This is a genomic window from Pseudomonas fluorescens group sp. PF-1, assembly GCF_054481335.1.
In genome coordinates this window covers 2,777,349-2,802,507 of the sequence record NZ_JBTMNG010000001.1, presented here as the reverse complement: position 1 = coordinate 2,802,507, position 25,159 = coordinate 2,777,349, and the positions used below count along the sequence as shown (strand labels likewise).

Here is a 25,159-nt window from a genome sequence, read left to right as displayed (position 1 = left end):
GCGTATGTTTTTTCATTGACAGCTCACCGCCATCCTCATAACCTCGCCGAACCTTCAACGTACCGGGACGACGCGGACGTGGGCAGTATCTATTTGATTCGACATGGCCAGGCCTCCTTTGGTGCAGACGACTATGACGTCCTGTCGCCCACCGGTATTCGCCAGGCGGAAATCCTCGGTCAACACCTGGCAGAACTCGGCATCCGCTTCGATCGATGCCTGTCCGGCGACCTGCGCCGTCAGCAACACACGGCCAACAGTACGCTGGAACAGTTTGCCGCCGCAGGCCTGCCGGTCCCGATCCTGGAAACCGATTCCGCCTTCAATGAGTTCGACGCCGACGCGGTGATCCGCGCCCTGCTCCCGGCCATGTTGCCGGACGAACCGGAAGCATTGGACATCCTGCGCAATGCCGCGCAAAACCGCGCGGAGTTCCAGCGCATATTCGCCCTGATCATCGAGCGCTGGCTCTCCGGCACTTACGACACTCCGGGCCTGGAAAGCTGGCCAAGCTTTGTCGAGCGTGTGCAGGCCGGTCTGAACCGGATTCTCGAACAGGCCGACAACACGCAGAAAATCGCCGTGTTCACCTCCGGCGGCACCATCACTGCCCTGCTGCACCTCATAACGCACATGCCTGCAAAGCAGGCATTTGAACTGAACTGGCAAATCGTCAACACCTCGCTCAACCACCTGAAGTTCCGTGGTCGCGAGGTGGCACTGGCTTCCTTCAACAGTCATGCGCACCTGCAACTGCTGAAGGCCCCGGAACTCATCACGTTTCGTTGAGTCCGGACTATTGTGACCCTGGCTGTAATCACCCAGCTCCTATTACCCAAGAAAGGATCGAACCATGACCTCCGTAGCTGATGCCGTACAAGCAATGAAAGCCAAGTTCAACCCAGCCGCTGCTGCCGGTCTGGACCTGGTTTTCGGTTTCCGCATCGACGACACCAAGAACTTCTCGTTGGTTGTCAAAGACAGCACCTGCGAGCTCAAAGAAGGCGAGAACCCGGACGCCCAGGTCACTCTGGTGATGGACGGCGAAACCCTGGAAGGCATCGTCAGCGGCGAAACCGACGGCATGCAAGCGTTCATGGGCGGCAAACTGCGCGCTGAAGGCGACATGATGCTGGCAATGAAGCTGTCCGAGCTGTTCCCGAGCTAAGACGACGGCTCCCGTCCCCGGGAGCCTCTCTGGCTGCACACGAATCCCGCCTCTAGTGGCGGGATTCGTCGTTTCCGGGGCAAAGAATCGTTCAGCCATGGAATTGCCGTCTATATTTCTTGTGGCCGCATGCATCAGACACCGACCGATTGCCCCTCGATCCTTTTGCGCGAAGCACTGCCATGAGCCCACCTGACGACCACGACGGCGTCAATCGCCGAAGTGTACTGCAAGGCCTTTCGGCAGGAGCCATAGGCGCCTGGATCAGCCCGCTGCTTGCAGGGAGTAAAACCATGCCCGACACCCCCGCCGATCTCATTTTGTACAACGGACGCCTGCACACCGTTGACCGCAAGAAACCCCAGGCCAGTGCCGTGGCGATCAAGGACGGGCGCTTCGTGGTGGTTGGCAGCGATGCCCAGGCCATGGCCTTGCAGGGGCCGGCCACGCAAGTCGTCGACCTGCATGGTCGTACGGTGATTCCCGGGCTCAACGACTCACACTTGCACCTGATCCGTGGCGGTCTCAACTACAACCTCGAACTGCGCTGGGAAGGCGTACCGTCACTGGTCGATGCCCTGCGCATGCTCAAGGATCAAGCTGACCGCACGCCCACACCGCAATGGGTGCGGGTGGTGGGTGGCTGGAACGAATTCCAGTTTGCCGAAAAACGCCTGCCGACCCTCGATGAACTGAACAAGGCTGCGCCCGATACCCCGGTATTCGTCCTGCATTTGTACGACCGCGCGCTGCTCAACCGGGCCGCGCTGAAAGTGGTCGGCTATACCCGCGACACGCCGAACCCTCCGGGCGGCGAAATCCAGCGGGACGCCAACGGCGACCCCACCGGCATGCTGATCGCCCGCCCCAACGCGATGATTCTGTATTCGACCCTGGCCAAGGGTCCGAAGCTGCCGCTGGAATATCAAGTGAACTCCACGCGCCAGTTCATGCGCGAACTCAATCGCCTGGGTGTCACCAGTGCAATCGATGCCGGCGGCGGTTATCAGAATTACCCGGACGACTATCAAGTCATTCAGCAACTGGCCAAGGAGCAACAACTCACCGTTCGCATCGCCTACAACCTGTTCACTCAAAAGCCCAAGGAAGAACTGACCGACTTCAAGAACTGGACCAGTACCTCGCACTACGGTCAGGGCGACGACTTCCTGCGGCACAACGGTGCCGGGGAGATGCTGGCGTTCTCCGCCGCCGACTTTGAAGACTTCCTGGAGCCCCGCCCCGACCTGCCACCCACCATGGAACAGGATCTGGAACCCGTGGTTCGACACTTGGTTGAACAACGCTGGCCATTCCGCCTGCACGCCACTTACAACGAGTCGATCAGCCGCATGCTCGATGTGTTCGAGAAGGTCAATCGCGACATTCCGTTCGCCGGTTTGCCGTGGTTTTTCGATCACGCCGAAACCATCACCCCGCGCAACATCGAGCGGGTTAAAGCCCTTGGCGGCGGCATCGCGATTCAGGATCGCATGGCGTTCCAGGGTGAATACTTCGTTGACCGCTATGGTGCCAAAGCGGCTGAACATACGCCGCCGATTGCCCGGATGTTGGCCGAAGGGGTGCCGGTGGGGGCTGGCACCGATGCCACGCGGGTATCCAGTTACAACCCGTGGACTTCGCTCTATTGGCTGGTCAGCGGCCGGACTGTCGGCGGGCTGGCGCTTCATCCCCAAGGCCTGAGCCGCGACACCGCGCTGGAGCTGTTCACCCATGGCAGCGCCTGGTTCTCGTCTGAACAGGGCAAGAAAGGCCAGATCAAGGTCGGGCAATTGGCGGACCTGATTGCGCTGTCGGCGGACTATTTCCACATCGAGGACGAAGGCATCAAAGCCATCGAAGCGGTGCTGACCATCGTCGACGGCAAGATCGTTTACGGCAGCGTCGAATTCGAGAAGCTCGGTCCGCCACCGATCCCCGTGGTGCCGCAATGGTCACCGGTGTCCAAGGTGCCAGGGCACTGGAAGCCGCTGGCGCCGCTGACGGCCCAGGTCCATCAGTGTGTCGGCGCGTGCGCGGTACATGCGCACAGCCATGAGCGGGCGCGCCTGTCGAATGCGCCGGTCAGTGACTTCCGTGGGTTCTGGGGAGCGTTTGGCTGTTCGTGTTTTGCGTTTTGAATCCCGGGCCACAAGGTAAAAGTGACGCCTATCCGCAGGTGAACAGTGCTCTTACAATGCGAACACTTCCGCCATCGGCCATCCCATGGACATCGATCTCGCCCGCACCTTTCTGGAAATCGTCCGCCACGGCAGCCTTGCCGCAGCGGCCGAGAAGCTCCACGTCACCCAGACCGCGATCACCGCGCGGGTACAAAAACTCGAAAGCCAGCTGGGCAGTACCCTGTTCGTGCGCAACCGCGCCGGTGCCCGCCTCACGCCCAACGGCGAAGCCTTTGTGGTGTATGCCAATCAACTGGTGGAAACCTGGGAGGCCGCACGGCGGGACTTGCCGTTGCCCGAGGGTTACCGCGATGTATTGCACATCGGCGGCGAGGTCAGTCTGTGCAACCCGTTGATGCTCAGTTGGGCCGGCGAGCTACGCGAGAAAATCCCCAGCCACGCCCTGCGCATGGAAATCCGCGACGGCGAAAACCTGTTGCGCCAACTGGAACTGGGGGTGCTGGACGCGGCGCTGGTCTATCAGCCCGAGTATTGGCCACGCCTGCAGGTCGAGCAGGTGCTGGAGGAAAAGCTTGTCCTTGTCCGCCTGCCTGGTCGTGCCGAACCTTACGTTTACATTGACTGGGGCCAGGACTTCCGACGCCGGCACGATGCCGCGCTGCCGGAAAAAGCCAAAGCCGCCCTGAGTTTCAATCTCGGCCCGCTGGGCCTGCAATACATTCTGGAAAACGGCGGCAGCGGCTACTTCCGCACCCGCGTCGTGCGCAGTTACCTGGAAAGCGGTGTACTGGAACAAGTCCCGAAAGCACCGGAGTTCAGTTACCCGACCTATCTGGTTTACTCCCGCGACCGCGACTCGCCGACCTTGCAAAGAGCCTTCGACCTGCTGCGCGAAGTCATCCAGTCCGATGAAGACTGGTCGCAACGCTGGAACCCGTTGACCTGAATACGCCTTGCACCGGATCGTGGCACTCGTGTCGTTGAAGTTCTGCAGCCAACACGCCGGGATCGTCTACGCTGCTGGAGATAACGATAACGACAGGTGATTGCAGTGAGGCAGACCACCGAAGCATTCCGCAGCCGCTACCGCGCCAACATCCATCCGCGCTACAACCCCTGGCTTCACGGCACCTTCGTGTTGCTGTTCGGCGTGTTCGCCATGGCCGTTTTCTGGAGCACTGTGCACCAGGTGCAACCGACAGAATGGCTGGCGGTGCCTCTGACCTTGTTGCTCTTCAACTTCGGTGTGTACTGCGTGCATCGGCACCTGGGCCATCAGAAAAAAAGCTACGCGCGATTGTTCTATGCTCGCCATACCGGCGACCATCACAGTTTTTTCGCACCGGGCCACATGACTTATGACAGCGCCCGTGACTGGCGGGTGATTCTGTTTCCGGCCTGGCTGATCGTGTTGCACACCCTGCTCATCACCCTGCCTCTCTGGTGGCTGCTCATGCAAGTGGACGTCAACGTCGCCGGGTTGGTCGGCGGTTTCCTGGTCCTCGGATACCTGGCCTATGAAGCGTTCCATGCCTGCGAGCATCTACCGCCGCACAACCCGCTGACGCGCCTGCCTTGGGTCTGCCAGATGCGGCGCCTGCATGAGCTGCATCACCGCCGTGAGTTGATGCAGGAACGTAACTTCAACATCGTTTTTCCATTGATGGATTACCTGTTCGGCACCCTCTACTGGGAGCCGGAGCCGGCGATCCCGCAGCCGACGAGCACGCCCATGACCCGCATGCAGCATCAGATCGAGATCGCCGGAACGCCCTTTGCCGTGCTGGCGTACGCCAGCAACGTGAGCCACTGGCCGCAGTGGCATCCATCGTCCCTCAGGATCAACGGACAAAAGGGTCCGCTGCACGCCGGCGCGCGGTTCGAGGAAGACATCCGCGCCGGTGGACGTGACGGGCATTTGCGTTGGGTCGTCGATGAATACCTGCCTGGGTTGCGCTGGCGTGCCCAGGCGCTCGGAGACCATGGACTGTCGCTGGTACTGACTTACGAATGTGAAGCCGTGGGCGACGGCACGCGGTTTGTCCGCACACTGGAGTATCAGTTCAGTGGCGTGGCGATGCGCCTTGCCAATCGGTTGTTGCTCAAGCGCCGGATCGATCGTGAGTCGGCGGCCTCGATGCTGGCGCTGCGCGAGATGGCGGAAAAACACCTGGCCCTGTCGGAAGCCCGCGCTTGAGTCGCTCGATCCGGTTTCGCCATGGCTTGCTGCTGGTGGTCATTGTCGTTGCTGCCTTCTTGCTGCTGATGCCGACCAGGGTCAAACCCGTGGCCTGGACGCCAGCCCCCGCGCCATCGCTCACCAGCGGCACCTATGCCGACAATCAGCGCCTCAAGGGCGTGGAGCCTGTTGGCGCTGCGGACATCGATGGCCCCGAAGCGTTGCTGCTGGAAAACGGTACGCTGATCACCGGTTTGCATGACGGCCGGGTGATCCGCACGAGCCTTGACGGCAAAGTAACCACGGTCCTGGCCGATACCGGTGGCCGGCCCTTGGGCCTGGCTCGCCACCCCAACGGCTTGCTGGTGATCGCTGATGCGGCCAAGGGTTTGCTGTCGCTGGACGGCCAAGGTCGCCTTGTGGCCTTGGCGACAGAGGCCAGCGGCGTGCCCTTCGGTTTCACCGACGACGTCGCCATCGACAAGCCGGGGCACTATGCCTATTTCAGCGATGCCTCCAGCCGCTTCGGCTACGGCAAGGATGGTGAGGCGATCATTGAACACGGTGGCGATGGCCGCTTGTTGCGTTATGACTTCCAGACCGGCAAAACCTCGGTGCTGCTGGACAAACTGGAATTTGCCAACGGCGTGACGCTCGGACCGGACGATGCCTATGTGCTGGTCAATGAAACCGGTGCCTATCGCATCAGCCGCTACTGGTTGAGCGGCCCCAAGGCAGGCACCCACGATCTGTTCATCGACAACTTGCCAGGCCTGCCCGACAACCTCGCGTTCAATGGTCACGACCGTTTCTGGGTGGCGCTGTACGCTCCGCGCAATGCCTTGCTCGACGCCACGGCGGCACATCCCTTCATACGCAAGGTGATCGCACGTGCCATGACCGTGCTGCCCAAACCGGTGGAGAAACGCGCCTTCGTTCTCGGGCTCGATGTCGAAGGCAGGGTCATTGCCAACCTGCAGGACAGCAGCAGCGGCAATTACTCACCGATCACCACCGCGCGTGAATATGGCGACTGGCTGTATTTCGGCTCGCTGAAGGCGAAACACATGGTGCGTTTGCCGCTGAGCGCGGCGCTGCAATAACAACGCAATCACATTGCAGCAGTGGGCAAGCCCGCTCCCACAGGGATAGGAGTCAATCGGAATCCAGATCAATACGATCGCGCCTGGTCGGCGGTTTGCCTGCTTCATCATCCGGCACTTCGTCGAGGCCGGGCTCTTCTTCAGGATCGACGGCATTGCGCCCCGGACTCAAAGGCTCGGGATGGGTGGGGATGGGATCGAAGCCACCCTGTTCTTCGCTGGGGAATTTTGGATGAGTCATGGGGCACCTCGTCTGTCGCCGTAATGACGGTCTCTGATCATTCGAGGTGCCGGTCGTTAGCGCCGTTCCAATTGTTCAGCCACCGGTTGTCGGCGGCTCACGGGAACTTTCAGGACGGCGACTCGAGTTGTTTGACGATCTTGTCCTTGACCATCAGGCGCGTCTCCTTGAGCTTCTTCACTGCGTCATCACTGGACTTGGCCTGCTCTGCCTTGACCACTTCGGCATCGGCCTGCGAATACTTGTTAAGCAGCGAATCCAATAACGGATCCTTGGTGCGTTTGTGCTGGATTTCTTCCTTTGAGCGTTTCAGATCCTGATAAAGGTCGTGTGACACCGGCATGGAACACCTCCGTTTGTTAATCGGCAGCAAACGCCTCTGATTGCGCTCGCCAACTATCAGAATGGCCTTGGTTGACCGGTTCTGTCGACCACCTGTCAGACCAGCGGTGTCCGTTCGTCGTCCTTTGGCCAATGCGATAAAACCTTTGCCCGCCGGACGGCCTCCACAGCTAGAAGCCTTGAGCTTGCTCGCGAACGGGCCCGCAAGTACACCGCCCGTTCACACCGCGCCAAGCACCCGAGCCAAAAACGGCGCGGTCCGGCTCTTCTTGCTCTTGGCGACTTTCTGCGGCGTCCCCGCCACGACCACCTTGCCGCCCTGATCCCCCGCCCCTGGGCCGATATCGATCACCCAGTCGCTCTGCGCCACCACGCGCATTTCGTGCTCGACGACGATCACCGTGTGCCCCGCCGTCACCAGGTTGTTCAATTGCTCCAGCAAGCGATCGACATCCCGTGGGTGCAGTCCGGTGGTGGGCTCGTCGAGCACATAGAGCGTGGCCCCGCGCTGGTTGCGTTGCAGTTCGGTGGCCAGTTTGATGCGCTGGGCTTCGCCACCGGACAGCTCCGTCGCCGGTTGACCGAGGCGCAAATAGCCCAGGCCAATGTCGCGCAGCACCTCCAGCGAGCGGCGGATAGCCGCTTGTTCGGTGAACACTTCGACCGCCTCATCCACCGTCAATTGCAGGACCTGCGCAATGTTGCGGCCCTGCCAGCTAATCGCCAGCGTCTCGGGGTTGTAGCGGTCACCGTGACAGGTCGGGCACGGTGCATAGACGCTGGGCATGAACAGCAACTCGACGCTGACAAACCCCTCGCCTTCGCAGGTCGGGCAACGGCCCTTGGCAACGTTGAAGGAAAACTGCCCGGCGTCATAACCCGCCGCTTGTGCCTCGGGCGTGGCAGCGTAGAGTTTGCGCACGTTATCGAACAGCCCGGTATAGGTCGCCAGGTTGGAGCGCGGTGTGCGACCGATGGGCTTCTGATCGACTTGCACCAGACGCTTGATCGACGCCAGTCCCGCCGTGACCTGGCCACTGCTGACCTGCGGCGTGTCGTCCTCCAGATTCAACTCTTGCGGTTCGCTGTCGGCGGCCGGGCGCCCGAGGTGCGCGCCGACCAGTTCCAGCAACGCCTGACTGACCAGACTCGACTTGCCCGAACCCGAGACACCGGTCACCGCCGTGAAACAACCCAACGGAAACTCGACATCGAGGTTATCCAGATTGTTGCGGGTAATGCCTTCCAGGCGTAGCCAATCCCCGGCCTTGCGGCTGGTACGGGCGTGACTGGCCTGCTCGGCGAACAGGTAGGCGCGGGTTTGCGATTCGGCCACTTCAGCCAACCCGGCCGGTGGACCGCTGTACAGCACCCGTCCGCCATGCTCTCCCGCCGCCGGGCCGACGTCGATCAACCAGTCGGCACGCTGCATGGTTTGCAGATCGTGCTCGACCACGAACAAGGTATTGCCGGCGGCCTTCAAGCGTTGCAGGGCGTCGAACAACGCCTCGCCATCCGCCGGATGCAGGCCGGCCGAGGGTTCATCCAGCACGTAGATCACGCCGAACAACTGCGAGCCCAACTGCGTCGCCAGGCGCAGACGCTGCAACTCACCCGATGACAGCGTCGGCGTGCTGCGCTCCAGCGCCAGGTATCCGAGGCCAAGGTCGGTCAGGGTGCTGACCCGTTCCAGCAAATCCTGGGCGATCCGTTGCGCGGCGAGGCGTTTCTCCACCGACAGGTTCGGCGTATGGCGTACATCGGGGGCGTTGGCGTGGCCGCTGGCGCCATGGGCCACGCGCTGTTCACGGGCCTCGCGGGTCTGGCTGTGGCTCAGTACTTCGCCCGCTTCATCACCCTCCTCCAGGTAATGCTGGGCCGCCACCGGCTTCAGCACCTCAGCGACTTGCAACAACGGCATCTGTGACAGCGCGCCGATGTCGTAGCCGGCAAAGGTCACCGACAGCGCCTCGCGTTTGAGCCGCTTGCCCTCACACAGCGGACACGGGCTGCCGAGCATGAACTGCGACACACGCTTTTTCATCAGCGCACTCTGCGAGTGGGTGAAGGTGTGCAGGATGTAGCGGCGCGCGCCAGTGAAGGTGCCCTGGTAACTCGGTTCCATTTTGCGCTTGAGGGCGACCCGGGTTTCTTCCGGGGTGAGGCCGGCGTACACCGGCACCGTCGGCGTTTCCTCGGTGAACAGAATCCAGTCGCGCTGCTTTTTCGGCAGGTCACGCCAGGGAATATCGACGTCGTAGCCCATGGTCACCAGAATGTCGCGCAGGTTCTGTCCTTGCCATGCCAGGGGCCATGAGGCGACGGCCCGCTGGCGGATGGTCAGGCTCGGGTCCGGGACCATCAGCGCCTCGGTGACTTCATACACCCTGCCCAGGCCGTGACATTCCGGGCAGGCACCCTGGGGCGTATTGGGCGAAAAATCTTCGGCGTACAGCATCGGCTGGCCTGGCGGGTAACTGCCGGCGCGGGAGTAGAGCATACGGATCAGGCTCGACAACGTCGTCACGCTGCCCACCGAAGAACGCGTGCTCGGCGTGCCCCGCTGCTGCTGCAAGGCCACGGCCGGTGGCAAGCCTTCGATGGAGTCCACATCCGGGACGCCGACCTGATCGATCAAGCGGCGCGCATAAGGAGCGACGGATTCGAAATAGCGGCGTTGCGCTTCAGCGTAGAGGGTCGAAAACGCCAGCGACGATTTTCCCGAACCGGACACCCCGGTGAACACCACCAAGGCATCGCGGGGAATATCGACATCGACGTTCTTGAGGTTGTGTTCCCGGGCACCGCGTACCTTGACCATGCCGGAGGTTGGATTGGAGGTGCGGTTTGAGGTCATCGAGTCGCCTTGATTGGATAGCGCAAAACCCACCCATGCCGGTCTTTTTGCTCAACCGTTGAGCACCGTACGAATCATCCGGGTCAGCGCATCGGGGCCGTAGGGTTTGCTCAGCAAAAAGGTATCCGGGCTGAGTTGGTGATTGCGCGAGATAATGTCACGGGTGTGCCCCGAGGTGAACAGCACCGTCACGGGCGGATTCTGTACCTTGGCCCACGCCGCGAGATCCGAGCTCTTGATCAGGCCCGGCATGACCACATCGGTGAAAATCAGGTCTACCGCCACGCCTTCCAGCAACATCTGCATGGCGACATCGGCATTGGTGGCCGTCAGCACCTGATAGCCCTCCTCGCGCAACAACTCCACCGTTGAAACGCGCACCGCTTCATTGTCCTCGACCACCAGAATCCGCTCGTGTCCGCCTCGTTGCTGCACTTCAAGAGTGGATATTTCATTGCCCGCCGTGCGCAGGCTGCGCGGGAAGTAAAGCTGCACCCGGGTACCTTCGCCGACGACGCTGAACATCTCGATGTGCCCGCCGCTCTGTTTGACGAAGCCGAACACCATGCTCAAGCCAAGCCCCGTGCCCTGGCCGTCGGGCTTGGTGGTGAAAAACGGTTCAAACGCCTGGGCGAGCACCTGCGGCGGCATGCCTGCCCCCGTGTCGGCCACCGATACCCGCACATAGTCGCCGGCGCCGATGCCCTTGCCTTTGCAAAATGCGCGATCAAGGCGGATGTTTTCCGCGCTCAGGTCGATGGTGCCCTCCCCCTTCATGGCGTCACGGGCATTGATGGCCAGGTTGAGAATGGCATTTTCCAGTTGATTGCGATCGACGAACACCTGCCAGAGGTTGGCGGGCGCACGCATTTGCACCTGGAAGGTTTCACCCAGCGCACGCTGCAACAACTCACCCAGGCCATCGAAAATCTGCTCAGGCGTATAAATGGCCGGGGACAAGGGCTGGCGACGAGCAAACGCGAGCAATTGCGTAGACAGTTTTGCCCCGCGTTCGACGGCGGCAATCGACGCCGCCACCCGGCGCTGGACATTGGCGTTATTTGGCTCATGCCGGGCCAGCAGGTGCAGGTTGCCGGCGATCACCTGCAACAGATTGTTGAAGTCGTGGGCCACGCCGCCCGTCAGGCCACCGATGGCTTCGAGCTTCTGGGATTGGCGCAGTTGTTCTTCCGCCGCCAGTCGCGCCTCGACTTCATCGGCCACGCGTTGCTCCAGGTTGCGGGTGAACCTGAGCAAGGACTCTTCGGCGATCTTGCGTTCATGAATGTCGATCAACACCCCGGGGAAACGAAACGGCTCGCCCTGTTCATTGAACTCGCAACAGCCACTGGCGAGTACCCACAGATAACTGCCATCAGGGCGGATGACCCGATATTCGGCATTGAAGGGTTCGCCCGTCGCCATCGATTGCCGGACCTGTTCCTGCAGCCAACTGAGGTCGTCACGGTGGATATGCGCTTCAGCGATGTCTTGTGGCAGGTTGTCCAGCGGCTGTTCGGCGGGATAGGAAAAGGTGCGGGCGAAACGCTCATCGCCGCTCAGCACATTGCTCTTCACGTCCCAGACAAACGACCCCAGCAAGGCGCCGGCATTCAACGCCAGGCGTACGCGCTCGTTGTCGGCGCGATAGGCATCTTCGGCGGCCTGGCGACGGCGCTCGGAAATCACCCGTTCAGTCGTATCGACAACCATCGCCATGACCCCGGCGGGCTTGCCGTTATCATCGGCAACCGGGCTGTAATACAGGTCCAACCACACCTCTTCGGGGATTCCGCTGCGCAACAGCACCAACTCTTTGTTGCGGAAGGACAAGGTGCCGCCGCCCAGGCAGGTATCGACCACGTAGCGATTGAATTCGGCGACTTCCGGCCAGCCCAGCTCGACCGGAGAACCCAACAGATAAGGATGACGCCCGCCGGCAAACTCCGAATAGGCGTCGTTATAGATCATGTAGCCGGGCTGCCCCCAGAGCATCACCATCGGCAGTGGCGAGGCAAGCATCAACTGCACCGAACTGCTCAGGCTCTTGGGCCAGGTATCGAGGTTGCCCAGCTCGGTCCGGCTCCAGTCGAACGCACGGATACGCCCGGCCATTTCACCGTTCCAGCCGGCACACCCGTGGCTATCCTCTAGAAACTGCATCAGTTGGCCTTATCCAGAAAATCATACCCGTTTGTTTCGAGCATCGCGGATGGCAATGGTTTCATAGAGGTATAGCTGATTCATATCGTCGAAGCATTTAGGGTGCCACAGCGTGCTCCCACAAAGAGCCAATCGATGATCACACCTCGATCAAATGCTTGAGCGGGTGATAACCGGTTTTCAAGGTGGCGGCCACATCCAGAATCGCCTTCTCGATGCCATTCAAATGCATGCAGGTCAGTTCGATCGCCGCGCTCTGGTTGCCGGCTTCGATGTACTCGATCAACCGCAGGTGTTCGTCATCGCGACAGGCTTCGTGGCTGTCGTCGTCCAGTGCGGCGGCGTACAGCGAGGCGCGGGAGATCAGTTTCTGGAACCAGTCCAGCAACACCGGGTTGTTCAGGCTGCGGGCCAGTTTGATGTGGAACTCGCCGAGCAAATGGATCAGGCGCTCGTGGTCGCCGCTTTGATGGGCTTCGTCCTCCAGCAGCAGATGATCGCGCAAATCCTGGGTCACGGCGGTATCGCGACGACGGCACAGTTCGCTGACGATGCCGATTTCAATCAAACGTCGCGTCTCGAACAGCGAACGGATCTCTTCGTCACTCGGTAACGAGACCGATGCACCTTTATTGGGCTCGGTGGTGACCAGGCCATCGGCTTCCAACTGCTTGAGGGCGGCACGAACCGATGTGCGGCTGACATTGAACAGTTCGGCCAGGGATGACTCGCCCAGCTTCATCCCGGGACGCAAGGTGCGCTTGCTGATCGCCTCGTAAACCCCTTGGTAGACACGGTCGACCGTGGTTTCCAGTTTCTTTTCCGCCATTCGATCACTCCTTCAGCGCCATGCAATCAGCCCCAGGCGAATGAACTGCCTTGAAAAAGGGGGTTGCACGAGCAGGTTAATCCGGGTATTTCTAAATTGCATCCAGATTTTGCATACAATAATTAGAGGAATGCACCATTATGGGTCATCCAGTTGCAATCGAAGTGCGTAACGTCTTTAAACGGTATTCCGATGATCCGGGGCTGGCTCCAGCCCTCGACAACGTTTCAGTCGACATTGCCGACAACGAGTTCTTTACCCTGCTCGGTCCCTCCGGCTGTGGCAAAACCACCCTGCTGCGCACCATCGCCGGCTTCGAACACGTCAGCGCCGGCGAGATTCGCCTCGCGGGCGAACCGGTCAATGATTTGCCGCCGTTCAAGCGTCGGGTCAACACGGTATTCCAGAGCTACGCGCTGTTTCCGCACATGAGTGTCGCGCAGAATATCGCCTTCGGCCTTGAGATGCAGGGTCTTGATCACAAGCAGATTGCGCAGCGGGTCGACGAAATGCTCGCGCTGGTGCAAATGCAGCACCTGGCCAAGCGCAAACCGGCGGAATTGTCCGGTGGCCAGCAACAGCGCGTGGCTCTGGCCCGGGCCCTGGCACCGAAACCGAAAGTGCTGTTGCTCGACGAACCGCTGTCGGCCCTGGACCTCAAGCTGCGCAAGGAAATGCAGGTCGAGCTCAAGCGCGTGCAGAAGGAAGCCGGGATCACCTTCATTTTTGTCACCCATGACCAGGAAGAAGCCCTGACCCTGTCCGATCGTATTGCGGTGATGTCCGCCGGCAAGATCCTGCAGATCGGTACGCCGAATGACATCTACGAACGGCCGCAGCATCAGTTTGTCGCGCAGTTCATCGGTGACATCAACTTCCTGCCCGGCCATCTCAAGCGCGGCCAGCAGAACGAAAAGCTGTTCGTGCCCAACGGCATGCCGGTTGAAATCCCCTGCCCGGCCCAGGGCTTCGATGGCGCCAGCGTGCAACTGGCGTTCCGTCCGGAGCGCTCGCAACTGGTCGAGCCGACGCAACCGCATCACCTGCGCGGGGTGATCGAGGCCGTGTTGTATGTCGGCACCGCGACCCTCTACCAGTGCCGCTTGAACAACGACATCAAGGTCATGCTGCGCGAAAACAACGAAGGCCTGAATCGCAGCCGCGGTGTCGGCGATCGCGTCGCGGTCAACCTGCCGCCCCACGCCTGCCTGCTGATGGAGGCCTGAGATGAGCGTCAGCAGCACTTCTCCCGCCCTCAACCGCGCGCTGTTGCTCAGCCCGGTGGTACTGACCTTGCTGGCCCTGATCGCCATCCCGCTAGGCATCATGGGCTACATCAGCCTGTTGCCGCGCAACGTATATGGCGGCGTCGACTGGCAGGCCAACTGGCAATTGCAAAGCTACGTGCAGCTGTTTTTCCAGGAAGGTTTCGACGGCGAACTGGAACTGAACTGGGTCTACGCCCAGGCGCTGTTGCGCTCGGTGTTCCAGGCCGGAGGCACGACCGTGTTGTGCTTTCTGTTCGGCTTTCCGGTGGCGTTGTGGATGTCGAGCCTGACACCGCGCCGGCGCAACCTGATGGTCTTGCTGATCACCATCCCGTTCTGGACCAACCTGCTGATCCGCAACTACGCCTGGCTGATCATCCTGCGCGAACAGGGCTGGGTCGCCCAAACCCTCAATGCGCTGTTCCCCCAGGCCGGTGGCATCACCCTGCTCTACAACGACTTCGCGGTCAGCGTCGGCCTGGTCTACAGCTTCCTGCCGTTCATGATCCTGCCGATCTACTCGACCCTGGAGAAACTCGACTGGCGTCTGGTGGAAGCCGCCTATGACCTCGGTGCCAATCGCTGGCACGCGCTGAAGCGGATCATTTTGCCGCTGTCGATGCCGGGGGTGATTGCCGGTTCCCTGCTGGTGTTCGTGCCGAGCCTCGGCGCGTTCATTACCCCGGCGATTCTCGGCGGCGGCAAGACGCTGATGATCGGCAACCTGATCCAGCAACAGTTCGGCACCGCGCGCAATTGGCCGCTGGGCAGTTCGTTGTCGTTCCTGCTGCTGGGGATCATGTTGCTGTCCCTGGTGCTGTACGCCCTCTATAGCCGCAACGCCGCCAAGACCCTGCGTCGGGGAGCCCAAGCATGATCGCCTTGCACCTGAAAAAACTGCCCCTGACCCGTGAAGTCAGTCTGTTGATGCTGGCTTATCTGTACCTGCCGATCCTGGTGTTGATTGCCTATAGCTTCAACGCCAACCGCTCGGCCACGGTGTGGACCGAGTTCTCCTTCGCCTGGTACGGGCGGATCCTGGCCAACCCGTCGATCCAGACGGCGGCGCTGAACTCGATCATTGTCGCCAGCATCGCCACGGTCTGCGCCACGGCCATTGCCTTGCTCGCGGCGCTGGCCACCTACCGGCCGTTCTACGGACAGAAAATGGTCGAGGGCGGGATCAACCTGCCGCTGATCCTGCCGGAGATCGTCACGGCGGTCGCCACCTTGCTGCTGTTCATGGCACTGGGGATCAAGCTCGGTTTGCTGACAGTGATCATCGCGCACGTCGGCTTCTGCATTCCCTTCGCGTACCTGCCGATCCGCGCGCGGCTCAATGACCTGGACAAGAGCCTGCTGGAAGCGGCGAACGATCTGTACGCCAACCCGTGGCAGGTGTTTCGCCGGGTGACCTTGCCGCTGCTGTGGCCAGCGGTGTTGTCCGGTTCGGTGCTGGCGTTCGTGGTCAGTCTCGACGATTTCATCATGACCTTCTTCGTCGCCGGGCCGGGTTCGACCACCTTGCCGGTGTACATCTTCTCCGCGATCAAGGCCGGCGTGACGCCGGAGATCAACGCGATTTCGACCCTGATGCTGGTGATTTCCATCGTGCTGGTCGTGCTGGCCTTCTGGCTGGGACAGCGCGGTAAACAACAATGAGCCTGGAGCCTGTGTTTATGAACAAGAAAGTGAAAAGCATGCGTTTCGCCGTTGCCAGTCTGGCCTTGAGTTGCTTCACCGCGTTCGGCGCGCACGCCGCCGAACCCAAGGAGCTGTTCTTCTATAACTGGACTGACTACTACCCGGTCGACCTGCTGGCCAAGTTCGAAAAAGAGACCGGAATCAAGGTCACCATGGACGGCTACGACAGCAACGAAACCCTGCTGGCCAAATTGCAGGCCGGGGGCGCGGCGTATGACGTGATCGTGCCGTCGCAGTCGATCATGCGCACCCTGATCAACCAGAACCTGCTGCTGGAAATCGACGCCTCGACCCTGCCCAATTTCCAATACGTGAAACCGGCATTCCGCGACCCGGGTTTCGACCCCGGCCGCAAATTCTCGGCACCGTACCTGTGGGGCAGCACCGGGTTTTCCTATGACAGTGCGCGGGTGCCGGGCGGCAAACTCGACGATTCGTGGAAAGAGTTCTTCGAACCGCGCAAGGAACTGCAAGGCCAACTCGCCGCGCTCGACACCTCCAGCAGCGTGATCAATGCCGCCAGCCATTACCTGAACGTCGACGAATGCAGCGAAAACCCGCAGGACGCCAAGCGCATCCTCGAGCTGCTGCAAAAACAGAAACCGTTCCTGAAAATGTACAGCTCCGACAACACCGTCGACCGCATGGCCTCCGGTGAAGTGATCATGATGCAGAACTGGAACGGTTCCACCGCGCGAGCCACGCTGCAGAAGAGCACCATCAAGTACGTCTACCCGCGCGAAGGCCTGGCGATGTTCCAGGACAACTTCGCCGTGCCCAAAAGCGCCCCGCACCCTGGCAACGCGAAAATCTTCATCGACTGGATGATGAAACCGGAAAACGCCGCCGCCGTGTCCAACGCCATCGCCTACGCCAATGGCATCCAGAGCGACACGTTGATCGACGCCAAATGGCGGGTGATGGACGCCATCAACATGCCCGACGAATTCGCCTCGCGACTGCGCCCTGAAAAAGAGTGCAGCAACAAGGCGCGGGAACTGCAGGACCGCATCTGGGCGAAGCTCAAGGGCTGACTTGAAACCCTGACGCGGCCATCGCTGGCAAGCCAGCTCCCACAGTAATTTGTGTTGATCACAACATTTGTGAACACCCCCAAACCCTGTGGGAGCTGGCTTGCCAGCGATGGGGCCCTCCCAAACACCACAGAATTCGAGGTTTAAATGACTCAACCCCGCTGGCTGCGCAATGTGCGCCCCGACGGCTCCCCCGCCGAAGACCTGCTGATCGAAAACGGCCGGTTCACCCAACGTCGCCCGGCCTCGACCACTGAATTACTCGCCACCGACATCGATGGCCAAAACCAACTGCTGACCCCGGCCCTGGTGGAAAGCCATGTGCACCTGGACAAAACCCTCTGGGGCCAGCCGTGGCGCCCCAACAGCGCTGGCCCGACCCTCAAGGATTACATCGCCAACGAACGACGGATCCTGCGTGAAGTCGAAACCCCCATCGCGCAGCGAGCCGGTGCCCTGCTGGAAAACTGCATCGCCCGTGGCTCCCTGACCATGCGCTGCCACGTCGACATCGACCCGGAATTCGGCCTGCGCCACGTCGAAGCCATGCAACAACTGCAGGACAAGTACCGCGACCTGATCGACCTGCAACTGGTGGTGTTCCCGCAAACCGGCCTGATCAGCCGTCCCGGCACCGCCGAACTGATGCGCGAAGCCGTGGCCCTGGGCGTGGAGAACGTCGGTGGCCTCGACCCCTGCGGCATCGACAACGACCCCATCGCCCAACTCGATTTCGTGTTCAAACTGGCCAGCGAGTTCGACCGTGGGGTGGACATTCACCTGCACGACAAAGGTGAACTGGGTCTGTGGCAAATCGCGCTGATCGCTGATTACACCGAACACTTCGGGCGTCAGGGCCGGGTGATGATCAGTCATGCCTACTGCCTCGGCATGCTGCCGTGGAGCCAGGTCAAACCCGTGGCCGAACGCCTGGCGGCGCTGGGTATTTCGTTGATGAGCTCGGCACCGGCCGATTGCGCGGTGCCGCCATTCCTGGCCCTGCGCGAAACCGGGGTGAATGTCTGCCTGGGTTCCGACGGCATCCGCGATGCCTGGTCGCCCATGGGCAACGGCGACATGCTGGAGCGGGCGATGTTGCTGGCGTTTCGTTTCGACTTGAACAAGGACGATGAACTGGCGGCAGCGTTCGAAGCGGCGACGGTAAATGGCGCTCGGGCACTGGGCACTACGGACTATGGGCTGGCGCTGGGCGGGCCGGCGAACTTTCTGTTGATGCCGGTGCAGACCCTGGGTGAAGCCGTGGTTTCGCGGCCGGTTCGCCAGGTTTATCGCGGTGGGCGGCTGATCGCTGCGGGCGGTCGCTTGCTGGACAGTCGTTTGTGAATCGCATCGGGCTTCGAGCCAGTTGCGTGGTCGGCTTCGACGGCACGCAACACGTGCTGTGGCGCGATGGCGAAGTGGTGTTCGAAGGCTCGCGCATTGTGTTTGTCGGGCGCGGTTATCCAGGGCCAGTGGAGCAATGGATCGACTACGGCAATGCGCTGATCGGCCCCGGTTTCATCGATCTGGATGCCTTGGGCGATCTTGACTCTACGGTCCTGACCCTGGACAACGGCGACGAGCGCGACATGGGCCGGATGTGGTCGGCGGACTATCTGGCCCGCGGGTCACGGGAGAGTTACAGCCTGCAAGAGGAAGTCTTCAAGTATCGCTACGCCTTCACCCAACTGATCCGCAACGGCATCACCACCGCCATGCCGATCACCTCGATGTACTACCGCCAATGGGCGGAAACCTACGACGAGTTTGCGGCGGTGGCCGGTGTGGCAAGCGAATTGGGACTGCGCACCTATCTCGGCCCTTGTTACATGAGCGGCATGAGTTACTGGCAGGCCGACGGTACGTTGGCGCATCACTGGGATGAAGCCCGGGGCCTGGCCGGACTCGATGCGGCGGAGCGGTTTTACCGTGATTTCGACGGCGCGAACGGCGGCCTGATTCGTGGTGCGCTGCTGCCGGACCGCATCCAGACCTGCACGCCGGCGCTGCTGCAACGCACCGCTGCACTGAGCCGCGAGCTGCACGCCCCGATGCGTTTGCATTGCTGCCAGGGGCCCGGCGAGGTGGCAATGGTTGAACAACTGCGCGGCGCTTCACCGCTGGGCTGGTTGCAGCAGCTTGGGCTGTTGAATCCGCGCAGCCTGCTGCCCCACGGCATCTACACCCAGGGCGATGACGACCTGCAGCGGCTGGTGGATGGCGGCGCGAGCCTGGTGCACTGCCCGGTGGTTTTCGCCCGGGATGGCGAGGCGCTCAACTCCTTCGGCCGCTATCGCGCCAAAGGCATCAACTTCGCCCTGGGCACCGACACCTGGCCAGCGGATTTGCTCGACAACATGCGCCAGGGCCTGAACATCGCGCGCCTGATGGAGGGCGGCAACTCGCAGACCAGCACACTGGACCTGTACAACGCCGCCACCCTCGGCGGCGCCAAGGCGCTGGGCCGTGACGATCTCGGTCGCCTGGCGCCGGGGGCCAAGGCCGACATCACCGTGTTCAGCCTGCGCGGCCTGCACCTGGGGCCGCTGTTCGACCCGTTGAAAAACCTGGTGCTGGCCGGGCGCGGCGACGACTGCATCGCCAGTTACATCGATGGCCGCTGCGTGATGCAGGACGGCCAGGTTCACGGTGTCGACTACCCCACCCTGCAACGCCAGGCCCAACAGCAATTCGAAAAACTGATGCGCAGCCACAGCGAGCGGGCCTTTGGCCAACCGGACTGGAAGACCTTGTTCCAACCGGCCATCCCGTTCGCCGACAACTACAGCGCACAGGCGCCACTGAGCGCCATCGATCCACTTCTTTAGAGAATCCTGCCCATGCAAAGCTTCGACTTCAGCACACTGAGTGCGCGAGACAAATACAAGATTCTGATCGGCAGCGTGGTGCCACGGCCGATTGCCCTGGTCACCACGGTCGACGGTGAAGGCCGGATCAACGCCGCCCCGTTCAGCTTTTTCAATGCACTCTCGGCCGATCCGCCAATCCTCGCCCTGGGCGTTGAAAACTACGGCGACCAGAGCCCCAAAGACACCACGCGCAACATTCAGCTCAACCAGGAATTCACCGTCAACATCGTCAGCGATGCGTTGGTGGAAGCGATGAACGTCTGCGCCGTGCCCTTCGCCCCCGGCTTCGACGAGCTCACCGCCGCCGGCCTCACCGCCATTCCTGGCACCACGGTCAAATGCCCACGGATCGGCGAAGCCCCGGTGGCGCTGGAATGCCGCCGGATGATGGCGCTGTCCATCGGCCAGTCGCGGGAAATCATCTTCGGCGAAGTGCTGATGGCCCATGTACGCGATGAACTGATCGACCCAAAAACCCTGTACATCGATCAACTCGGGCTCGATGCGATCGGGCGGATGGGCGGGCATGGCTATGCGCGAACGCGGGATTACTTCGACCTGCCGACACGCTCCTTGCAGGCCTGGACAGAAGCGCCGGGGGGTGGGGAGCGGTTTTGGCCGGTGGCCAAGTAGTACGTAGCGCATATCCCCTGTAGGCGCGAACGTGCTCGCGAAAAACGTCAACGAAAATGCGGGGCGCCTGACGGACTGCGGAGTTCTTACGCCCATCGCGAGCAAGCTCGCTCCTACAGGGGGATGCATCGTCAGCGAAAATCCCGGCTGCGCACGCTGATGCCATCCAATAGCGGGCTCAGGTCACTCAAACGCCCGGCGATCAGGTGGCGCACTTCGCCCTCCTTCTCCCAACGTCCATCGACCTTGAGCAACTGTGAACCGACCAGCACTTGGCGTTGCCGCTCGGCCAGGTCACGCCAGACCACCACGTTGACGTTGCCGAACTCGTCTTCCAGGGTGACGAAGGTCACGCCGCTGGCGGTGCCTGGTCGCTGCCGTCCAGTCACCAGCCCGGCGACGCTGACCGGCCGCCCGTGCTCGACCGCCAGCAATTCCTTCGAACTGCGACAGCGTCGTGCCTTCAACTCACCGCGCAACAACGCCAGCGGATGCGGCCCCAGGGTAGTGCCCAGACTGTTGTAATCGGCCAGCAGGTCCTCGCCCACGGTGGGTTTGGGTAGCGCCACCGCGCCCTCCTCCTGACTGGGCAGGCCGGCAAACAGGCCAAGCTGCTTTTGCACCCCCGCCACCTCCCAGCGCGCCCGATGCCGATCGCCCGCCAGCCCCCGCAGCGCAGCGGCATCGGCCAGTAGCTCCTGGGCGCGGGCATCGAGTCGGGCCCGTTCGCCAAGGTCGGCGACGTCGGCAAACGCACCGTTCGAGCGCGCCGCCTCGATACGCCGGGCATCGTCCTCGCGAAAGCCCTTGATCATGCGCAAACCCAGGCGAATCGCCGGTTGCGCGCCGGTGAGCGGTTCCAGGCTGCAATCCCAGTCGCTGGCCCGCACGTCCACCGGGCGAATCTGCAGATGGTGGCGACGCGCGTCCTGCAGAATCTGGTCCGGGCTGTAGAAACCCATGGGCCAACTGTTGATCAGCGCACAGGCGAAGGCGGCCGGTTCGTGGCATTTCAACCAGCAACTGGCGTAGGTGAGCAAGGCGAAACTGGCGGCGTGGGATTCGGGAAAACCGTAACTGCCAAAGCCCTTGATCTGCTCGAAAATCTGCGCGGCGAATTCAGCCGTGTAGCCTTTTTTCTTCATGCCGGCGGCCAGCCGGTCCTTGTGCGGTTCCAGCCCGCCATGACGTTTCCAGGCCGCCATCGAGCGGCGTAGCTGGTCGGCCTCGCCGGGGCTGTAGTCGGCGGCGACAATGGCGATTTGCATCACTTGTTCCTGAAACAGTGGAACCCCCAGGGTGCGCTTCAACACCTCCCGTAACTCTTCCGAGGGATAGCTTTCGAGTTCCTCCTTGTTTCGCCGACGCAGATACGGATGCACCATGCCGCCCTGGATCGGTCCGGGACGAACGATGGCCACCTCGATCACCAGGTCATAGAACTTGCGCGGCTTGAGCCTGGGCAACATCGACATCTGTGCCCGGGACTCGATCTGGAACACGCCGATGGTGTCGGCGCGACCGATCATGTCGTAGGTTGGTGCGTCTTCGGAGGGGATCGACGCCAGGCTCAGGTCCAGGTTGCGATGACGGCGCAGCAAATCGAAACAACGACGAATCGCGCTGAGCATGCCCAAGGCCAGGATATCCACCTTGAGCAACCCGACCGCGTCGAGATCGTCCTTGTCCCACTGAATGATGGTGCGCTCGGCCATCGCGGCGTTTTCCACCGGCACCAGATGGTCCAGCGGCTGCTCGGAAATCACGAAACCACCGGGATGCTGGGACAGATGTCGGGGGAATCCGATCAACTGTTGGGTCAGGCTGAGGACCCTGCGCAACACCGGGCTGTCAGGGTCGAACCCACCTTCACGCAGGCGCTCCACGGGCGGAGCCTGATCGCTCCAGTGGCCACAGCAGTCGGCCAGGGCGTTGACCTGATCCGGCGGCAACCCGAGCGCCTTGGCCACGTCGCGCACCGCACCGGCGCCGTGATAACTGCTGACCACGGCGGTCAGCGCGGCACGCCCCCGGCCATAACGCTGGAACACATACTGCAAGACTTCTTCTCGGCGCTCGTGTTCGAAATCGACGTCGATGTCCGGCGGTTCGTTGCGCTCCTTGGAGAGAAAACGCTCGAACAGCATGTTCATGCGATCAGGGTCGATCTCGGTGATGCCCAAGGCGAAACACACCGCCGAGTTGGCCGCCGAGCCCCGGCCCTGGCACAGAATCTTCTCGCGCCGGGCGAAGGCGACGATGTCCTGCACGGTCAGGAAATAACTCTCATAGCCCAGCTCGGCGATCAGCCCCAGTTCCTTGTCGATCAGCCCGCGCACCTTCTCGCTCGCCCCGCCGGGCCAGCGCTCGCGCATGCCGCGCTCGGTCAACTCCCGCAGCCAGGACGCTGCGCTGTGTCCCTCTGGCACCAGCTCCCGTGGATATTGATAACGCAGCTGGCCGAGGTCGAACGTGCAGCGCCGGGCGATGTTCAGGGTTTCGTCGAGCAAGGCCGCTGGATAGAGATCGCGCAAGACGTCAAGGCTGCGCAGGTGCCGCTCACCGTTGGGGTGCAGGCGCAATCCGGCATCGGCCACCGGCAGGTGATAGCGGATCGCGGTCATGGTGTCCTGCAAGGCGCGCCGCCCGCGAGCGTGCATGTGTACATCGCCGCTGGCCACCGCAGGCATCCGCAGCTCCCTGGCCAATGCCAGCAGATCATTGAGGCGCCGGGCATCGTCCTGCCCCCGGTGTAACTGCACCGCCAGCCACAAGCGTTCAGCGAACACCTGTTTCAGCCAGTGCCCCTGTGCGAAGTCATCGACCGCATCCGGCACCCACAGCGCCAGCAACCCCGGCAACGGTTCGCTGAAGTCCTCGCGCAAGACTTGATACTGGCCTTTTTGCGTACGCCGGCGGGCTCGGGTAATCAGTCGGCATAACGCCTGGTAACCCTCAAGATTTTCCACCAGCAGCACCAGTTTCGGGCCGTTCTCGATGCGCACTTCACTGCCGATGATCAGGGGCAGCTCCACGGACTTCGCCGCTTGCCAGGCGCGGACGATGCCGGCCAGGGTGCATTCATCGGTGATCGCCAGGGCCTGATAGCCCTGCTTTTTCGCCCGCTGAAACAACTCAAGGGCACTGGAGGCACCGCGCTGGAAACTGAAGTTCGACAGGCAGTGCAGTTCCGCATACCCGGCGCTCATGCAAACCAGCCCTGCAGCCACAACGGGCCATCCTCGCCGACCGCACGATAGGCCCAGCCCTGCTGGCCGCTACGGGTTTCGATCAGGTAATAGTCGCGGCGTACGTCGTCGCCGTCCCACCAGCCGGACTCGATGCGTTCCGGCCCCATGAGAATGCGCGTCGAGCCTTCGTGTACCGCCAGGGGTTCTGTCAGCAGCCAGCCTGGCCGTTGCACGCTGGGGAATCCGGCGCAGGGCTGGTGGTCGACACTGGCCTGCCACGCGCACTCGGGTCGATGATCGGCCTGGAAGCGCAAGCCGTGCACCGCGTCGTCCTCCAACCGAGCGCGCAGGCGTTCGCGCAGTTGTTCCCAGGGCAAGGTTTGCTGTGGGCGATCGTCGAACAGCTCCTGAAACTGCGGAACGAAGCTCGGCAAGTCTTCGGCGCGCAGGCGAAAACCACGCACCGGCGCCTCGACCTGCACTTGCTCAAGCCGACCTCGCGCCAGTTCGAAGAGCATCGCCGGGTCGCGTTCGGCGCTGAGCAGCCCCACCTTGATCAGCGTGTCCGGCAAGCCGGCGTGTTCCAGATGCAGGTCGAAGCGTTGCACGCCGCTGTCGCGCCCGCAGAGAAACGCCGACAGGTCGCCGGTCAACCGGCGCAGCGGAAACAGCAAGGCCTGATGGGATTGCACATCGAAGTTGAGCTCGATACGCACATCGAAGCGGTCCGGCGGCAGATAGAACGCCAGCGGCAAGCACCGCAAACCGAGCAAGGTGTCCAGGTGCTTGAGCACCGGGGCCTCGAAGCGCCGCGCCAGGCTGTGTCGAGGCAACGCCTGCACCTGACTCAAGGTGCGCAGGCCCATGCGCGACAATGCGGTGGCGACGTTGGCCTCCAGCCCGATGCGGTCGACGGGCAATTGCCCGAGGTGATGCCGCAAGGCTTGATCGTCGGGCACCACCAGGCCGTCATGGGCGTTGGCCAGCATCCGCGCCGCTACCGGGTTGGGCGCGGCGACGATGCGGTGACGGAAACCCAACTCGCCGAGCTCGCTGCGCAAACGCGCCTCGAAGGGCGACCAGCCACCGAACAGCCCCAGGCTGGACTCGATTTCAAACACCAGCGCGCGCGGGTAATGCACGCTGACCTGGGAACTGAAGCGATAGGCCCAGGCGGCCAGGAACTGCTGCCAGTGTTCGATTTCAGCCGTGTCGTACTCGGCCGTGGCAAAGCCCTTGCTCAAGGCCTGGGCGGCACTCATGGACTGGCCGGGACGCAAGCCCAGCGCCCGCGCCGCGCCGTTGACCGTCTGCAACACCCGGCGCTGGGCCGGGCCGGTCAGCAACGCCAGCGGCGCTTCGGGATCGGCGCGCTGACGCAGTACCGCGTCCAGCGCCAATTGCGGGAAAAGAATGCAGACCCAGCGCATGGC

Annotated in this window: 20 protein-coding genes; 13 read left to right on the top strand and 7 right to left on the bottom strand. The window is 62.1% G+C overall.

The features are described 5' to 3' along the window. The first annotated feature begins 78 nt into the window (after positions 1-78). From ACX3YD_RS13585 to ACX3YD_RS13560, 6 genes are all read left to right on the top strand, one after another. Positions 79-789, top strand: a complete 711-nt coding sequence (locus ACX3YD_RS13585) for a histidine phosphatase family protein (RefSeq protein WP_458960249.1) — start codon at positions 79-81, stop codon at positions 787-789. A gap of 64 nt (positions 790-853) precedes the next feature. Next, the gene (locus ACX3YD_RS13580) at positions 854-1,168 is read left to right on the top strand and encodes an SCP2 sterol-binding domain-containing protein (RefSeq protein WP_047529794.1); all 315 of its coding nucleotides are present in this window, start codon (positions 854-856) and stop codon (positions 1,166-1,168) included. Between the two features lie 293 nt (positions 1,169-1,461). Further along, entirely contained in the window at positions 1,462-3,309 is a 1,848-nt protein-coding gene (locus tag ACX3YD_RS13575) for an amidohydrolase (protein ID WP_458960248.1), read from the top strand. A gap of 85 nt (positions 3,310-3,394) precedes the next feature. Continuing rightward, complete coding sequence (locus ACX3YD_RS13570) at positions 3,395-4,258, top strand: LysR family transcriptional regulator (protein WP_047529801.1); 864 nt, start codon at positions 3,395-3,397, stop codon at positions 4,256-4,258. 105 nt (positions 4,259-4,363) lie between these two features. After that, positions 4,364-5,509: a sterol desaturase/SRPBCC family protein gene (locus ACX3YD_RS13565; RefSeq protein WP_103405774.1), complete on the top strand. Its 1,146-nt coding sequence runs from the start codon at positions 4,364-4,366 to the stop codon at positions 5,507-5,509. Then, positions 5,506-6,594 (top strand): SMP-30/gluconolactonase/LRE family protein, encoded by a 1,089-nt coding sequence (locus tag ACX3YD_RS13560; protein WP_458960247.1) that lies wholly within the window; start codon positions 5,506-5,508, stop codon positions 6,592-6,594. The genes ACX3YD_RS13565 and ACX3YD_RS13560 overlap by 4 nt, the downstream gene beginning before the upstream one ends. Before the next feature lie 52 nt (positions 6,595-6,646). Here ACX3YD_RS13560 and ACX3YD_RS13555 read toward each other — a convergent pair whose 3' ends face one another. From ACX3YD_RS13555 to ACX3YD_RS13535, 5 genes are all read right to left on the bottom strand, one after another. Then, positions 6,647-6,835: a hypothetical protein gene (locus tag ACX3YD_RS13555; protein ID WP_103405776.1), complete on the bottom strand. Its 189-nt coding sequence runs from the start codon at positions 6,833-6,835 to the stop codon at positions 6,647-6,649. 109 nt (positions 6,836-6,944) lie between these two features. Further along, a complete protein-coding gene (locus ACX3YD_RS13550; protein WP_103405777.1) occupies positions 6,945-7,178 on the bottom strand; it encodes a DUF465 domain-containing protein in 234 nt (77 codons plus the stop codon). A 219-nt stretch (positions 7,179-7,397) separates the two neighbouring features. Beyond that, on the bottom strand, positions 7,398-10,034 hold the full coding sequence (locus ACX3YD_RS13545) for an excinuclease ABC subunit UvrA (protein ID WP_458960246.1): 2,637 nt from the start codon (positions 10,032-10,034) through the stop codon (positions 7,398-7,400). A gap of 51 nt (positions 10,035-10,085) precedes the next feature. Next, complete coding sequence (locus tag ACX3YD_RS13540; protein WP_458960245.1) at positions 10,086-12,197, bottom strand: hybrid sensor histidine kinase/response regulator; 2,112 nt, start codon at positions 12,195-12,197, stop codon at positions 10,086-10,088. A 139-nt stretch (positions 12,198-12,336) separates the two neighbouring features. Then, positions 12,337-13,026: a GntR family transcriptional regulator gene (locus ACX3YD_RS13535; protein ID WP_047529816.1), complete on the bottom strand. Its 690-nt coding sequence runs from the start codon at positions 13,024-13,026 to the stop codon at positions 12,337-12,339. A 140-nt stretch (positions 13,027-13,166) separates the two neighbouring features. Between ACX3YD_RS13535 and ACX3YD_RS13530 the strand changes: the two genes are divergently transcribed. From ACX3YD_RS13530 to ACX3YD_RS13500, 7 genes are all read left to right on the top strand, one after another. Continuing rightward, positions 13,167-14,252 carry an ABC transporter ATP-binding protein gene (locus ACX3YD_RS13530; protein ID WP_103405780.1) on the top strand — a complete coding sequence of 362 codons (1,086 nt, stop codon included), beginning with the start codon at positions 13,167-13,169 and terminating at the stop codon, positions 14,250-14,252. A gap of 1 nt (position 14,253) precedes the next feature. Beyond that, on the top strand, positions 14,254-15,171 hold the full coding sequence (locus tag ACX3YD_RS13525; RefSeq protein ID WP_047529818.1) for an ABC transporter permease: 918 nt from the start codon (positions 14,254-14,256) through the stop codon (positions 15,169-15,171). Further along, a complete protein-coding gene (locus ACX3YD_RS13520) occupies positions 15,168-15,956 on the top strand; it encodes an ABC transporter permease (RefSeq protein ID WP_047529819.1) in 789 nt (262 codons plus the stop codon). The genes ACX3YD_RS13525 and ACX3YD_RS13520 overlap by 4 nt, the downstream gene beginning before the upstream one ends. 17 nt (positions 15,957-15,973) lie before the next feature. Next, positions 15,974-17,032 (top strand): extracellular solute-binding protein, encoded by a 1,059-nt coding sequence (locus tag ACX3YD_RS13515; protein ID WP_103405781.1) that lies wholly within the window; start codon positions 15,974-15,976, stop codon positions 17,030-17,032. A gap of 147 nt (positions 17,033-17,179) precedes the next feature. After that, positions 17,180-18,376, top strand: a complete 1,197-nt coding sequence (locus ACX3YD_RS13510) for an amidohydrolase family protein (RefSeq protein WP_458960244.1) — start codon at positions 17,180-17,182, stop codon at positions 18,374-18,376. Next, complete coding sequence (locus ACX3YD_RS13505) at positions 18,373-19,860, top strand: amidohydrolase family protein (protein WP_458960243.1); 1,488 nt, start codon at positions 18,373-18,375, stop codon at positions 19,858-19,860. Before ACX3YD_RS13510 ends, ACX3YD_RS13505 begins: the two co-directional genes overlap by 4 nt. A 12-nt stretch (positions 19,861-19,872) precedes the next feature. Further along, positions 19,873-20,535 (top strand): flavin reductase family protein, encoded by a 663-nt coding sequence (locus tag ACX3YD_RS13500; protein WP_090462345.1) that lies wholly within the window; start codon positions 19,873-19,875, stop codon positions 20,533-20,535. 131 nt (positions 20,536-20,666) lie between these two features. On the opposite strand, the gene ACX3YD_RS13495 is transcribed toward ACX3YD_RS13500, so the two are convergent. Both ACX3YD_RS13495 and ACX3YD_RS13490 read right to left on the bottom strand, forming a co-directional pair. Continuing rightward, positions 20,667-23,765, bottom strand: a complete 3,099-nt coding sequence (locus ACX3YD_RS13495) for an error-prone DNA polymerase (RefSeq protein ID WP_458960242.1) — start codon at positions 23,763-23,765, stop codon at positions 20,667-20,669. Further along, on the bottom strand, positions 23,741-25,156 hold the full coding sequence (locus ACX3YD_RS13490; protein WP_458960241.1) for a Y-family DNA polymerase: 1,416 nt from the start codon (positions 25,154-25,156) through the stop codon (positions 23,741-23,743). Before ACX3YD_RS13490 ends, ACX3YD_RS13495 begins: the two co-directional genes overlap by 25 nt. Between the last annotated feature and the right edge of the window lie 3 nt (positions 25,157-25,159).